Origin of the sequence: Streptomyces malaysiensis subsp. samsunensis (assembly GCF_024519315.1) — a bacterium.
GTDB lineage: Bacteria > Actinomycetota > Actinomycetes > Streptomycetales > Streptomycetaceae > Streptomyces > Streptomyces malaysiensis.
In genome coordinates this window covers 171,725-185,028 of the sequence record NZ_JANIIC010000008.1, presented here as the reverse complement: position 1 = coordinate 185,028, position 13,304 = coordinate 171,725, and the positions used below count along the sequence as shown (strand labels likewise).

At 72.3% G+C, this 13,304-nt stretch carries 9 protein-coding genes; 6 read left to right on the top strand and 3 right to left on the bottom strand.

Features of this window, described 5'->3' with window-relative positions; all coding sequences use genetic code 11:
* Positions 1–29: 29 nt before the first annotated feature.
* Both NQU54_RS10005 and thpR read left to right on the top strand, forming a co-directional pair.
* Positions 30–1,424, top strand: coding sequence for an MFS transporter (locus NQU54_RS10005; RefSeq protein ID WP_257630739.1), 1,395 nt, complete (start codon positions 30–32; stop codon positions 1,422–1,424).
* A gap of 304 nt (positions 1,425–1,728) precedes the next feature.
* Positions 1,729–2,313 (top strand): RNA 2',3'-cyclic phosphodiesterase, encoded by a 585-nt coding sequence (gene thpR / locus NQU54_RS10000; protein WP_100806937.1) that lies wholly within the window; start codon positions 1,729–1,731, stop codon positions 2,311–2,313.
* Positions 2,314–2,551: 238 nt separating this feature from the next.
* Here thpR and NQU54_RS09995 read toward each other — a convergent pair whose 3' ends face one another.
* On the bottom strand, positions 2,552–3,547 hold the full coding sequence (locus NQU54_RS09995; RefSeq protein ID WP_257630738.1) for an aldo/keto reductase: 996 nt from the start codon (positions 3,545–3,547) through the stop codon (positions 2,552–2,554).
* Between the two features lie 224 nt (positions 3,548–3,771).
* Positions 3,772–4,281 carry a hypothetical protein gene (locus NQU54_RS09990; protein WP_257630737.1) on the bottom strand — a complete coding sequence of 170 codons (510 nt, stop codon included), beginning with the start codon at positions 4,279–4,281 and terminating at the stop codon, positions 3,772–3,774.
* 528 nt (positions 4,282–4,809) lie between these two features.
* On the opposite strand from NQU54_RS09990, the gene NQU54_RS09985 reads away from it, so the two are divergent.
* The gene (locus NQU54_RS09985) at positions 4,810–5,814 is read left to right on the top strand and encodes a hypothetical protein (protein ID WP_257630736.1); all 1,005 of its coding nucleotides are present in this window, start codon (positions 4,810–4,812) and stop codon (positions 5,812–5,814) included.
* Between the two features lie 78 nt (positions 5,815–5,892).
* Here NQU54_RS09985 and serC read toward each other — a convergent pair whose 3' ends face one another.
* Complete coding sequence (serC, locus tag NQU54_RS09980; protein ID WP_257630735.1) at positions 5,893–7,011, bottom strand: phosphoserine transaminase; 1,119 nt, start codon at positions 7,009–7,011, stop codon at positions 5,893–5,895.
* A 236-nt stretch (positions 7,012–7,247) separates the two neighbouring features.
* Between serC and NQU54_RS09975 the strand changes: the two genes are divergently transcribed.
* The 3 genes from NQU54_RS09975 to NQU54_RS09965 all read left to right on the top strand — a co-directional run bounded on the left by NQU54_RS09975 (position 7,248) and on the right by NQU54_RS09965 (position 13,271).
* Positions 7,248–10,379: an FAD-binding and (Fe-S)-binding domain-containing protein gene (locus NQU54_RS09975; protein ID WP_257630734.1), complete on the top strand. Its 3,132-nt coding sequence runs from the start codon at positions 7,248–7,250 to the stop codon at positions 10,377–10,379.
* A gap of 274 nt (positions 10,380–10,653) precedes the next feature.
* Positions 10,654–11,556, top strand: a complete 903-nt coding sequence (locus tag NQU54_RS09970; protein WP_257630733.1) for a TIGR03084 family metal-binding protein — start codon at positions 10,654–10,656, stop codon at positions 11,554–11,556.
* A 74-nt stretch (positions 11,557–11,630) separates the two neighbouring features.
* The gene (locus tag NQU54_RS09965) at positions 11,631–13,271 is read left to right on the top strand and encodes an acyclic terpene utilization AtuA family protein (protein WP_257630762.1); all 1,641 of its coding nucleotides are present in this window, start codon (positions 11,631–11,633) and stop codon (positions 13,269–13,271) included.
* Positions 13,272–13,304: the final 33 nt, after the last annotated feature.

Sequence of the window (13,304 nt, the reverse complement as noted above, 5' to 3'; positions counted from 1 at the left end):
GAACCGAGGCAGCCAGGAGGCGAACACATTTGAGTACGGGACCCGGAGCAGACTCCGCACCCGCACCCGCACCGAACAACCCCGCAGACTCGGCACCCGGCCCCGCGAGCGCCGCCACCACGGCATCCACCCGGGGCGGAACCTTCCGTTCGCTGAAGATCCGCAACTATCGCTTGTTCGCGACCGGTGCCGTGATCTCCAACACCGGCACCTGGATGTCGCGGATCGCCCAGGACTGGCTGGTCCTCAGCCTCACCGGCTCCTCCACCGCGGTCGGCATCACCACCGCGCTCCAGTTCCTGCCCATGCTGCTCTTCGGCCTGTACGGCGGGGTCATCGCGGACCGGTACCCCAGACGGCTGCTGCTGCTGTTCACCCAGGCCGCGCTGGGGCTGTGCGGGCTCGCCCTCGCCGCCCTCACCCTCAGCGGCCATGTGCAGGTCTGGCACGTCTATCTGATCGCGTTCCTGCTCGGCATGGTCACCGTCGTCGACAACCCGACCCGCCAGGTCTTCGTCAACGAGATGGTCGGCCCCAAGGACCTGCGGAACGCGGTCAGCCTCAACTCCGCGAACTTCCAGTCCGCCCGGCTGATCGGCCCGGCCGTAGCCGGTGTGCTGATCACCGCCGTGGGCAGCGGCTGGGCCTTCCTGATCAACGGGCTCTCGTTCGGCGCCCCGCTCATCGGGCTGCTGCTGATGCGCACCGGTGAGCTGCACAAGGTCGAGCGGACGCCGCGCGGCAAGGGGCAGCTGCGGGAGGGGCTGCGCTATGTCGCCGGGAACCCCGAGCTGATCTGGCCGATCGTGCTCGTCGGCTTCATAGGCACCTTCGGCTTCAACTTCCCGATCTGGCTCAGCGCCTTCGCCGACGATGTCTTCCAGGCCGGACCCGGTACGTACGGCCTGCTCAACACGCTGATCGCGATCGGCTCGGTGACCGGTGCGCTGCTCGCCGCCCGGCGTGTGGTGGCCCGGCGGCGGCTGCTGGTCGGGGCCGCGCTGTTGTTCGGCCTGCTGGAGGCGGTCGCGGCGGCCACCCCGTACTTCTGGCTCTTCGCGGCGCTCATGGTGCCGATCGGGATCTTCAGCCTGACGTTCAACGTGACCGCGAACTCCAGCGTCCAGCTCGCGACCGATCCCGCGATGCGGGGCCGGGTGATGAGCCTGTTCATGATGGTCTTCGTCGGCGGTACGCCGATCGGTGGCCCGCTGATGGGCTGGCTGACCGACACCTGTGGCCCGCGTATCGGCTTCGCCGCGGGCGGTCTGATCTCGGCGGCGGCCGCGGCCGCGGTGGGGCTGATCCTGGTCCGGGCCGGCGGACTGCGGGTGAAGCTGGACCTGCGCCGTGGGCATCCGCATATGGTCTTCGTGCCCCGCGTCCCGGACGCGGAGGACAAGGAACTGGCCGCCACGGCCTGAACGCCCCTTCGGCCCCCCGCTGGGGCTGCGCCCCTTCGGCCCGGCTGGGGCTGCGCCCCGGACCCCGCTGGGGCTACGTCCCCCTCGGCCCCGCCGGGGCTCCGCCCCTCGGCCCGGCCCCCCGCCGGGGCTCCGCCCCGGACCCCGCTCCTCAAACGCCGGAGGGGCTGGGTTGCACGCCGGAAGGGCTGGGTTGAGCGACGGAGGGGTTGAGGTGAACGCCGGTGGGGCTGGGTTCCCCAACCCCGGAGGTCGAACCCTCGAGCGGCTGAGTTCCCGAACCTCCGTGCGCGAGACTGGGCGGATGAGACTCTTCGCCGCCGTGTTGCCGCCGGACGTGGCCGTCGCCGAGCTGGCCGCGCGGGTCGAGGCGCTCCGGGCGCTGCCGGGGGCGGACGGGCTGCGCTGGACCGAGCGGGAGGGCTGGCACTTCACGCTCGCCTTCTACGGGGAGGTGGCCGAGGAGGTGCTGCCCGAACTGCACACCCGGCTGGCCCGCGCCGCCCATCGGCACCACCCCCATGAGTTGCGGCTCGCGGGCGGCGGCCGGTTCGACGACCGGGTGGTGTGGGTGGGCGTCGACGGCGACAGCGAGGCCATGCGGCGGCTGGCCGACTCCGCCGAGGCGGGGGGACGGCGGGCCGGGGTCCCGATGGACCGGCACCGTCCGTACCATCCGCATCTGACCATCGCCCGTGCCCGTACCCGTTCGGCGCATCACCGCCCCACCACCGGCCTCGCGCCGTACGTCGACGGGCTCGCCGACTTCGCGAGCCAGGAGTGGACCGTGGGCGAGCTCAGCCTGGTGCGCAGCCATCCGCCGGACCCGGGCGTCCCCGGGCGGCAGCCGCGTTACGAGGCGATCGCGGCCTGGCCGCTGGGCCACTGAGCCGTCCGGCTAATCTCGACTCGTGGACCCCAAGACCAGAAACATGATCATGAGCGGCGCGCTGGTGCTGATTCTCGTCGTCGTCGCCGCGGCGGCCGCCATAGGAGGCTGAAACGGGAGGGGGCGTGGGCCGCGCACGGCCCACGCCTCCCTCTTCGCTGGTCGCCGCCAGCGGCTACCGCCTCGGACGGCTGTCAGGCTGCCACCGGCCACCGCCTCGATGGCTGTCGCCCCATGGCTACCAGGCGAACGCCTCCGGGGACGGCCCCGGACCCGGGAAGATCTCGTCCAGCTCCGCCAGCAGCTCCTCGCTCAGCGTCAGCTCCGCGGCGCGCACCGCCGACGCCAGCTGCTCGGCCGTGCGCGGGCCCACGATCGGACCGGTCACCCCGGGCCGGGTGAGCAGCCAGGCCAGGGCCGCCTCGCCGGGATCGACGTCGTGCTTGGCCAGCGCGTCCTCGTACCGCTGGACCTGATCGCGCACCGCCGGGTTCTTCAGCGCGTCGGCGCTGCGCCCCGATGTGCTGCGCGATCCGCCGCCCTCGCGCTCCTTGCGGAGCGCGCCGCCGAGCAGTCCGCCGTGCAGCGGCGACCAGGGGATGATGCCCACGCCGTAGCCCTGTGCGGCCGGGATGACTTCCATCTCGGCGCGGCGCTCGGCCAGGTTGTACAGGCACTGCTCGCTGACCAGCCCGTACGAGCCGCGGCGGGCCGCGACCTCATTGGCCTGGGCGATATGCCAGCCGGCGTGGTTGGAGGAGCCCGCGTAGATGATCTTGCCCTGCTGGACGAGGACGTCGATGGCCTGCCAGATCTCGTCCCACGGGGTGGAGCGGTCCACGTGGTGGAACTGGTAGAGGTCGATGTGGTCCGTGCCGAGCCGCTTGAGGCTGGCGTCCACCGCCCGGCGGATGTTGACGGCCGAGAGCTTGTCGGTGTTGGGCCACGGCTCGCCCTCGGCGGCCATGTTCGCGTACACCTTGGTCGCGAGGACGGTCTTCTCGCGCCGCCCGCCGCCCTTGGCGAACCAGCTGCCGATGATTTCCTCGGTGCGGCCCTTGTTCTCGCCCCAGCCGTACACATTGGCGGTGTCGAAGAAGTTGATGCCCGCGTCGAGCGCGGCATCCATGATCGAGTGGCTGTCGGCCTCCTCCGTCTGCGGACCGAAGTTCATGGTGCCGAGGACGATTCGGCTGACCTTGAGACCTGTGCGTCCGAGCTGCGTGTACTCCATGGGATCAGCCAAGCCGTTGGAGTGCGCTCTAATCAAGGGGGCTGGGCCGGGGCGTCGGCGGCGGCCGGTCCTGGAATTCACCGTGGAAAACCCGAAGGCCCGCTTTTTGGCCCCCCGTGCGGTCAAAAAGCGGGCGTCTTTGGGGTTTTTCTGGGCTCCGGTCGAATGTGCCGACCGAAAGCGATCAACGAATATGGCAGCCGAATACGACCACCCTTTCCGGATCAGCGGGCGGCGCGGGCCTTCATAAAGCCGAGAACACCGAGGGCCAGGGCCACCACCGCGCCGATCAGGACCATGTAGAGCCCCGGTCCCGCGGTCATTTCGTACAGCTTGGCGGCCTGCTCCGCCGCCTTCTCCGCGACCTCCTGCGACACTCCCTCGTCGTCCTTCAGCTTCTGGACGACCAGCCGCTCGGGGTCCGCCATGTTGATGACCGCGACGATGGCCATGACCAGCCCCAGAACGCCGCCGACCAGGTAGAGCGCCGCCTTCTTGGTGACCATGGCGGCGATGAACAAGATCGCCGCGACCAGGGCGATGATCAGCGTGATGATGCCGTCGCCGTCGGTGCCCTTGATGCCGCCGGTGGCGCCCTCGGCGTCGGAGATCACCCAGTTCACCATGGAGCCGACCAGCGCTATGACCGAGCCGACGATCGCGAAGATCGCGATCTTCTTGGACGGCGCGGCCGGTGCGGTTTGCGCATAAGAGGACTGGCTGTATTCGCTCATGGGCTCAGACCGTAAGCGGGGCCTTTCTGCATTGCAATGCCGCCGCCCGCTATGCCGCCAATGACCGATAAATTTCTCGCCGAAATAATCCCCGGATGAGGTCAAATAATCTCGGGGTTATTTCGGGGTCTCCGTCCGCACAAATAATTGACAGACGTTATCTGCCCGTGATCGCGGAAGTCATGCCCGGGTGGGGTTCATGGGTGGAGGCGGAGGTTCATGGGCGGGTGGAAGTCTCGCCCGGACGGAGGCGTACCCGGTCGGAGGCGTACCCGGACGGAGGCGTACCCGACGGAGGGTTTCGCCCGGACGGAGGCCGTGCCCGGACAGCGGGTCGTGCCCGTACGGTGGCCGTTCCCGAATGGTGGCCGTGCCCGGACGGCGGCTGTGCCCGTACGGCGGGTCGTCCGCGCCGGAGGACGTGCGGAGGCGGCGACCAGGCCGGGCAGAGGCCGTGCGAGGCCGGTGGGAGCCCCTCGGCGTGGTTCCGGCGCGGTACGCCTCCGGCGGGATGGCAGGCTTGGGCCCATGCGTCCGCTTCCGTTCGTACTCGGTGCCGCCGCGCTGCTGGCCATGACCGCAGCCGCCCCGGCCGCCGCCGGTGACTCGTCGTCGCCGTCCCCCTTCACGATCGAGGATCCACGGATCACCGAGTCCAGCGGCCTCGCCGCGAGCCGAGTCCACCCCGGCGTCTACTGGACGCACAACGACAGCTCGGACGGGCCGTACGTCTACGCCGTCGACGGCAGGACCGGGAAGACGGTCGCACGGGTCACCCTGCGCGGCATAGGGGATCCCCGCGATGTGGAAGCGATCTCGATAGGGCGGGACGGGAATATCTACGTCGGCGACATCGGCGACAACCTGGGCGGTCAGTGGTCCCATGTGTGGATCTACCGCTTCCCCGAGCCGAAGCGGCTGGCGGACACCACCGTCACCGCGACCCAGTTCACCGTGCAGTACCAGGGCGGGCCGCGCAACGCCGAGGCGCTGATGGTCCACCCCGGGACGGGCCGCGTCTATATCGCCAGCAAGAGCGACGAGGACGGCGGGCTGTACGCCGGACCGGAAAAGCTGAGCCCCTCGGGGGTGAATGTCTTTCGGCGGGTCTCCGACCTCGACCTGGAGGTCACGGACGGGGCGTTCTCGCCGGACGGCACCCGGCTGGTGCTCCGCGGCTATTTCTCGGCCGCCGAGTACCGCTGGCGGGACGGAAAGCCGACGCGGCTCGACCAGGACCCGGGGCTGCCGCTCCAGCGGCAGGGCGAGTCGGTCACGTTCACCCCCGACGGCGGCACCCTCATGTACGGCACCGAGGGCGCGGGCTCCAAGGTGACGCCGGTGGACCTCGGCGGGGAGCTCCTGCCGGACGCCACGGCGAAGGAGCAGAAGAAGAACGGGGAGTACTCCGATCGGGTCGACGGCAAGTTCACCCACGACGAGAAGAACGGCAATCTGGTCAAGGTCGGGCTCACCTTCGCCGGTGCGCTGATCGTCTTCCTCGGCCTGCGCAGGCTCTTCCGCCGGAGCTGATCCCGATCTCCGGCGTATGTGAAGGGGCCCGCGGCCGGTGGTCGGCCGCGGGCCCCTTCACACGGGCTCGGGAACGCCTCAGAGGTGCTCGATGACGTAGTCCACGCACGCCGTCAGCGCCTGGACGTCCGCCGGGTCGACGGCCGGGAACATCGCCACCCGCAGCTGGTTGCGGCCCAGCTTGCGGTACGGCTCGGTGTCCACGATGCCATTGGCCCGCAGCGCCTTGGCGACCGCGGCGGCGTCGATCTCGTCGTTGAAGTCGATCGTGCCGACGACCTGCGACCGCTTGGCCGGGTCGGTCACGAACGGGGTGGCGAACTTGGACTCCTCGGCCCAGCCGTACAGCGTGCGCGACGAGGTCGCGGTGCGCCGGACCGCCCAGTCCAGACCGCCCTGTCCATTGATCCACTTGAGCTGGTCGTCGAGCAGGAAGAGCGTCGCAAGCGCCGGGGTGTTGTACGTCTGGTTCTTGAGCGAGTTGTCGATCGCGGTCGGCAGCGAGAAGAACTCGGGGACGTGCCGGCCGGAGGCGTGGATCCGGGCGGCACGCTCCAGCGCGGCGGGCGAGAACACGCCGAGCCACAGACCGCCGTCCGCCGCGAAGGACTTCTGCGGGGCGAAGTAGTAGACGTCCGTCTCGGCGATGTCGATCGGCAGACCGCCCGCCCCGGAGGTCGCGTCCACCAGCACCAGCGCGCCCTCGTCGGCGCCGGCCACCCGCTGGATGGGCATGGCCACACCGGTGGAGGTCTCGTTGTGGGTGAAGGCGTAGACGTCGGTGCCGCTCTCGGCTCGCGGCTCCGGGTGGGTGCCGGGGTCGGAGGAGATCACCGTGGGCTCCTCCAGCCACGGCGCCAGCTTCGCCGCCTTGGCGAACTTCGAGGAGAACTCGCCGAAGGACAGATGCTGGGACTTGGAGTCGATCAGCCCGTGGGTCGCGATGTCCCAGAAGGCGGTGGAACCGCCGTTGCCCAGGATGACCTCGTACCCCTCGGGGAGTTGGAACAGCTCGCGCACGCCCTCCCGCACCTCGCCGACCAGGTTCTTCACCGGGGCCTGGCGGTGGGAGGTGCCGAGCAGGGAGCTTCCGGTCGCGGCCAGGGCGCTGAGCGCCTCGGTGCGCACCTTGGAGGGGCCCGAGCCGAAGCGTCCGTCGGCGGGCTTGATGTCATCGGGAATCCGGATCTCAGCCACGAGCCGAAGCCTAATCCGTCGGCCCCAGCCGTCCGACCCTCCGTCCAGCGGCTGAGACGGTGTGTCCACATTCGATTGGCGCTCGAGCCGGTGCCGGTATGGAGCGCGAGCTGTGTCGGTACAGGACGCGATCTTGTGCCGGTATGGGGGGCGATCGCGGAGCATGGCGGCCCCGAGTCGACCATGAATCGGAATTGGACATTCTCAACTGCCCGCTCGCCGTGGACCATGGAGGCATGGCTGATCACCAGGCAGACGAGCTGGAGCAGGCGCTGCGACGGGCCGTCGGCGGGGACGTGTCCTTCGATACGGCGAGCCGGGCGCTGATGACCATGGACGCGTCGAACTACCGGCGGGTGCCCGCCGGGGTGGTCGCGCCCCGCGACGCCGACGATGTGGCGGCGGTGCTGGCCGTGTGCCGGCAGCGCGGGGTGCCGGTGGTCGCCCGCGGCGCCGGGACCTCCATCGCCGGTCAGGCCACCGGGCTCGGCGTCGTCCTCGACTTCACCCGCCATATGCGGAGCGTCCGCTCGCTCGACCCCGAGGGGCGGACCGCCGTCGTCCAGCCGGGCGTGATCCTCGATGACCTCCGTAAGGCGGCCGGCGCCCATGGGCTGACCTTCGGCCCCGACCCGTCCACCCACAGCCGCTGCACCCTCGGCGGCATGATCGGCAACAACTCCTGCGGCTCCCACTCCGTGGCCTGGGGCACCACCGCCGACAACGTCCACGAGCTGGACGTCCTCACCTACGGCGGGGAGCGGGTGCGCGCCGCCCAGGGCCTTCATGACCTGCCCGCCCGGCTCCGTGACGGCATACGGTCCCTGGCCGGCCAGCATCTGGCCCTGCTGCGCACCGGCTTCCCCGAGCTGCCCCGCCGGATCTCCGGCTACGCCCTGGACGAGCTGCTGCCCGAGAAGAATGCCGACCTGGCCCGCGCCCTCACCGGCAGCGAGGGCACCCTCGGCGTGGTGACCGAGGCGACCGTAAGGCTGGTGGAGGCGCCCGGCGCCCGCGCCCTCGCCGTGCTCGGCTACCCCGACGAGAGCGCGGCCGCCGAGGCCGCGCACACCCTGCTGCCGTACGGTCCGCTGACCGTCGAGGGCATGGCCGCCGATCTGGTCGCCGGGACGACCGGGCTGCCCAAGGGCGGCGCCTGGCTGTTCGTGGAGGTCGGCGGCGCCACCCGCGAGGAGGCGCTCTCCCGCGCCCAGGAGGTGGCCCGCGCCGCTGCCGAGGCCACCATGGGCCACACCGTCGTCGCCGACCCGGCCGGGCAGCGCGCCCTGTGGCGGGTGCGCGAGGACGCCTCCGGGACCGCCACCCGACTGCGTATTCCGGGCAGGGAGGACAGCGGCGAGGCATGGCCCGGCTGGGAGGACTGCGCGGTGCCGCCGCCCCGGCTCGGCGCGTATCTGCGCGACTTCCGCGCCCTGATGGCCCAGCACGGGCTGCGCGGCACGCCGTACGGGCACTTCGGGGACGGCTGCATCCACGTCCGCATCGACTTCGACCTGCTGACCGAGCCCGGGATCCGGATCTTCCGCGCCTTCTCCTCCGACCTCGCCGACCTCGTCGTCGCCCACGGCGGCTCGCTCTCCGGCGAACACGGCGACGGGCTGGGCCGCGCCGAGCTGCTGCCGCGGATGTACGGGCAGGAGATGGTCGGCCTCTTCTCCCGCTTCAAGGACCTGTGGGACCCGGAGGGCGGCCTCAACCCCGGCGTCCTGGCCCGCCCGCAGCGCCTGGACCAGAACCTGCGCTTCGATCCGCTGCCCAGGCGCCCGGTCGACGTGGAATTCGGCTATCCGCACGACAAGGGCGACTTCTCGGCGGCCGTCCGGCGCTGTGTGGGCGTCGCCAAGTGCCGTAACGAGTCGGTGTCAGGCGACGGCGTGATGTGCCCGTCGTACCGTGCCACCGGCGAGGAGAAGCACTCCACGCGCGGCCGCGCCCGGCTGCTGCACGAGATGCTCGCGGGCGAGGTCGTCCAGGACGGCTGGCGCTCGGAAGAGGTACGGGACGCGCTCGACCTGTGCCTGTCCTGCAAGGGCTGCCGCAGCGACTGCCCGGTGGAGGTCGACATGGCCACCTACAAGGCGGAGTTCCTGCACCACCACTACGAGGGCCGGGTGCGCCCCGCCGCGCACTACTCGATGGGCTGGCTGCCGGTCTGGCTGCGCGCCGCCGCCGCCCTGCGGTCGGCCCCCGTGCTCAACGCACTGGCCGGGGTGAGCCCGCTCGCCACCCTGGCCAAGCGCATGGGCGGCATCGCCCCCGAACGAGACATCCCGGAACTGGCCCGCGAGCCCTTCACCCGGTGGTGGCGAGAGCGAACCCGCGCGGCGGCGGCGCGGAGCGCCGAGCCCGGGGCGAGGCCCGGGGCGAGGCCCGGGGCCGGAACCGGGGCTGGATCCGGGGCTGGATCGGGGTGGCGGCGGCCCGGCGGACTCCTGGGCGGGGCCGGGGGCGCTACGGCGGAACGGGCGGCCCCGGCGGGACGGGCGGCCGCGGACCAGACAGCGGGGGCGGCGGCCCTGGGCCGGGGCGCGGGCCGTGTCACGGAGGGACCGGCAGGACCCGCGTACCCGGACCAGGGGGCGGGCCGTGTCACGGAGGGACCGGCAGGGCCCGCGGCCCCGGACCAGGCGGCCGGGCACGGGCGGACCGTCGTCCTGTGGCCGGACACCTTCACCAATCACCTCTCCCCGTCCGCCGGCCGGTCGGCGGTCGCCGTACTGGAGGCGGCCGGGCTACGGGTGGTCGTCCCGCCCAAACCGGTCTGCTGCGGCCTGACCTGGGTCTCCACCGGACAACTCGACCGCGCCCGCGCGGTCATGCGGCGCACCCTGGACGTCATGGCCCCGGCTCTGGACGCCGGGCTACCCGTCGTCGGCCTCGAACCCAGTTGCACCGCCGCCCTCCGCACCGACCTCCCCGAACTCCTCGGCGGCGACCCGCGCGCCGCGCGGCTGGCCGAGTCCGTGTCGACGTTCGCCCAGGCGCTGGAGCGGTACGCCCCCGATTGGCAGCCGCCGAGGGTGGACCGTCCCGTGGTCGGCCAGACCCACTGCCACCAGCACGCCGTCCTCGGCGACGCCGCCGAGCGCCGCCTACGCGAACGTGCGGGCCTTACGGGCGCGTTGAGCGGCGGCTGCTGCGGTCTGGCAGGCAACTTCGGCTTCGAAGACGGGCACTACGAGGTCTCGGTGGCCTGCGCCGAGGAGCAACTGCTGCCATCCGTAAGGACAGCGGAACCCGGCACGGAGGTCCTGGCGGACGGCTACTCCTGCCGCACCCAGCTGAACCAACTGGCGGGCCTGAAGGGACGCCACCTGGCAGAGATCCTGGCGGAACGGCTGCCGTAAGGCGGACCGTTCGCGGTTGCCGAGCGGGGCGGCTGGTGACGAAGCCGGCCGCCTCACACGCGCTGGTCGGCCAAGCCGCGTCCCATCGAGCCGAATAGCTCAGCCCGCATCGCCCGAGCGCGCCCCATTCGCCCCTCCCAACCGGCTGAATCATGCAAGCGTGCTTGATTGTTTCTTGCCGCGCTGCCACCCTCGCTCGACGAGACGTCGACAAGAGGCGTCGACGAGACATGGAGAAGCCGACACACGGCTGGCCCGACGACGGGAGCGACGCGTGTCCGAGACGGAGGCTCTGCTCGGCGATCTGCGGGCGGAGGGGGACGAGTTGGACGGCCTGGTGGCCGGGCTCGGGGGCGCGGCGTGGCGTACCGCGACGCCCGCGCCCGGGTGGACCATCGCCCACCAGATCGCCCATCTCGCGTGGACCGACGAGCGGGCCGTACAAGCCGCCGAGGACCCCCAGGGGTTCGCCGACGAGGTGCGCCGGGCGTGGGCCGCTCCGGACGCGTTCGTGGACGAGGGCGCGGAGCGTGGGGCGGCCGAGCCGCCCGAGGTGCTGCTGCGCCGGTGGCGCGAGGGGCGGGAACGGCTGCGCCGGACGCTGGCCGCACAGCCGTCGCGCGCCCGGCTGCCGTGGTACGGGCCGCCGATGAGCGTGATGTCCATGGCGACCGCCCGGCTGATGGAGACCTGGGCGCACGGCCAGGACGTCGCCGACGCGCTGGGCGTGCCCCGGGCCCCCACCGCCCGGCTGCGCCATGTGGCCCGGATCGGGGTCCGGGCGCGGGGCTACGCGTACGCCGCGCGGGGGATGGAGCCGCCCGCCGACGAGTTCCGGGTCGAGCTCACCGCCCCGGACGGGGAGTTGTGGACGTACGGGCCGGAGGACGCGGCCCAGCGGGTGACCGGGCCCGCGCTGGACTTCTGCCTGCTGGTGACCCAGCGGGCGCACCGTGACGACCTGGCCCTACGGGCCGAAGGGCCGGACACGGACCGCTGGCTGGACATCGCCCAGGCGTTCGCGGGCCCACCCGGCAAGGGCCGCGCCCCGGGACAGCGGACGGGCCATACGGCGGGCGGTAGCCCGTCAGGTGACAGTGCCACCGGTGGCAGTCCGACCGGTGGCAGTCCGCTCGGTGACCGCCCGGCGGGCGACTCCGCGGGAGGCGACCGGTGACGGCGGCGTCCTCACCGCTCCGGATCGGCAACGCCTCCGGCTTCTACGGCGATCGCTTCGACGCGGTGCGCGAGATGCTCACCGGTGGTCCCCTCGACGTGTTGACCGGTGACTATCTCGCCGAGCTGACCATGCTCATCCTGGGCCGGGACCGTGCCAAGGACCCGGGGCGCGGCTATGCGACGACCTTTCTGCGTCAGCTCGAGGACACCCTGGGGCTCGCCATGGAGCGCGGTGTGCGGCTCGTGACCAACGCGGGCGGGCTCAACCCGGCCGGGCTGGCCGACGCGATCCGCGGTCTTGCCGATCGGCTCGGCATCGAGTGCCGGGTGGCCCATGTCGAGGGTGATGACCTCCTGGGCGCCCGCGACTGGGGGCCGGGCGTGGTCACCGCCAACGCGTATCTCGGCGGCGCCGGGATCACGGCCTGTCTGCGGGGCGGCGCGGATGTGGTGGTCACCGGGCGGGTGACGGACGCCGCGCTGGTGACGGGTCCGGCCGCGGCGCACTTCGGATGGGCGGCCGACGACTGGGACGCGCTCGCCGGGGCCGTGGTCGCCGGGCACATCCTGGAGTGCGGCACCCAGGCGACCGGCGGCAACTACTCCTTCTTCGCCGAGCACGACGTCCGCCGCCCCGGCTTCCCCCTCGCCGAGATCCAGGCCGACGGCTCCAGTGTGATCACCAAGCATCCACACACCGGCGGCGCCGTCACGGTCGGGACCGTCACCGCCCAACTCCTCTACGAGACGGCGGGTGCCCGCTATCCGGGCCCGGACGTCACCGCCCGGCTGGACTCGGTGCGGCTCACACCGGACGGCCCGGACCGGGTGCGCGTCCACGGCGTGCGGGGCGAGGCGCCGCCCCGCACGCTCAAGACCGGGCTGACGCGGCTGGGCGGCCACCGCAACGAGGTGGTGTTCGTGCTCACCGGCCTGGACATCGAGGCCAAGGCGGCGCTCGTACGGGAGCAGATGGAGGGGGCGATGAACAAGCGCCGCCCCGCCGAGGTCCGCTGGACCCTCTCCCGTACCGACCACCCGGACGCGGCCGTGCAGGAGGAGGCGAGCGCGCTGCTGCGGCTGGTGGTCCGCGACCGGGATCCGGCCGCGGTGGGGCGGGTGATCAGCGGCGCGGCCGTCGAACTGGCCCTCGCCAGCTACCCCGGCTTCCATGTGACCGCCCCGCCCGGAAAGGGCTCCCCTTACGGCGTTTTCGAGGCCGTGGCCACCCCGGCCGACACCGTGCCGCACACCGCCGTACTGCCCGACGGCACCCGACGGACCATCCCACCGGCCCCCGCCTCGCCCGCCGCCGGGGGCCCGGTGCCTGAGCCCCCGCCACCGTTGGCCCCGCCGTTGCCGCCGCCGCTTCCGCCGGGGCCGACCCGCCGCGCCCCGCTCGGCGCGGTCGCCGGGGCCCGCAGCGGCGACAAGGGCGGCAGCGCCAACATCGGCGTCTGGGCGCGCGGTGAGGACGCCTGGCGCTGGCTGGCCCACACCCTGACCGTCGACCGGCTGCGGGAGCTGCTCCCGGAGACGGCCCCGCTGAACATCACCCGCCATCCGCTGCCCCGGCTGCGGGCCCTGAACTTCGTCGTGGACGGCCTGCTCGGCGAGGGCGTCGCCGCGCAGGCCCGTTTCGACCCCCAGGCCAAGGCCGTCGGCGAATGGCTGCGCTCACGCCATCTGGACATACCGGAGGTACTGCTTTGACCCCCCGTTCCGGCCTCCCGGCCGCAGCCGTCG

Excerpts from the sequence above, each read along its gene's own strand:
- thpR (WP_100806937.1), top strand. The coding sequence starts at position 1,729 with ATGAGACTCTTCGCCGCCGTGTTGCCGCCGGACGTGGCCGTCGCCGAG.
- NQU54_RS09995 (WP_257630738.1), bottom strand. The coding sequence starts at position 3,547 with ATGGAGTACACGCAGCTCGGACGCACAGGTCTCAAGGTCAGCCGAATC.
- NQU54_RS09990 (WP_257630737.1), bottom strand. The coding sequence starts at position 4,281 with ATGAGCGAATACAGCCAGTCCTCTTATGCGCAAACCGCACCGGCCGCG.
- NQU54_RS09985 (WP_257630736.1), top strand. The coding sequence starts at position 4,810 with ATGCGTCCGCTTCCGTTCGTACTCGGTGCCGCCGCGCTGCTGGCCATG.
- NQU54_RS09975 (WP_257630734.1), top strand. The coding sequence starts at position 7,248 with ATGGCTGATCACCAGGCAGACGAGCTGGAGCAGGCGCTGCGACGGGCC.
- NQU54_RS09965 (WP_257630762.1), top strand. The coding sequence starts at position 11,631 with ATGCTCACCGGTGGTCCCCTCGACGTGTTGACCGGTGACTATCTCGCC.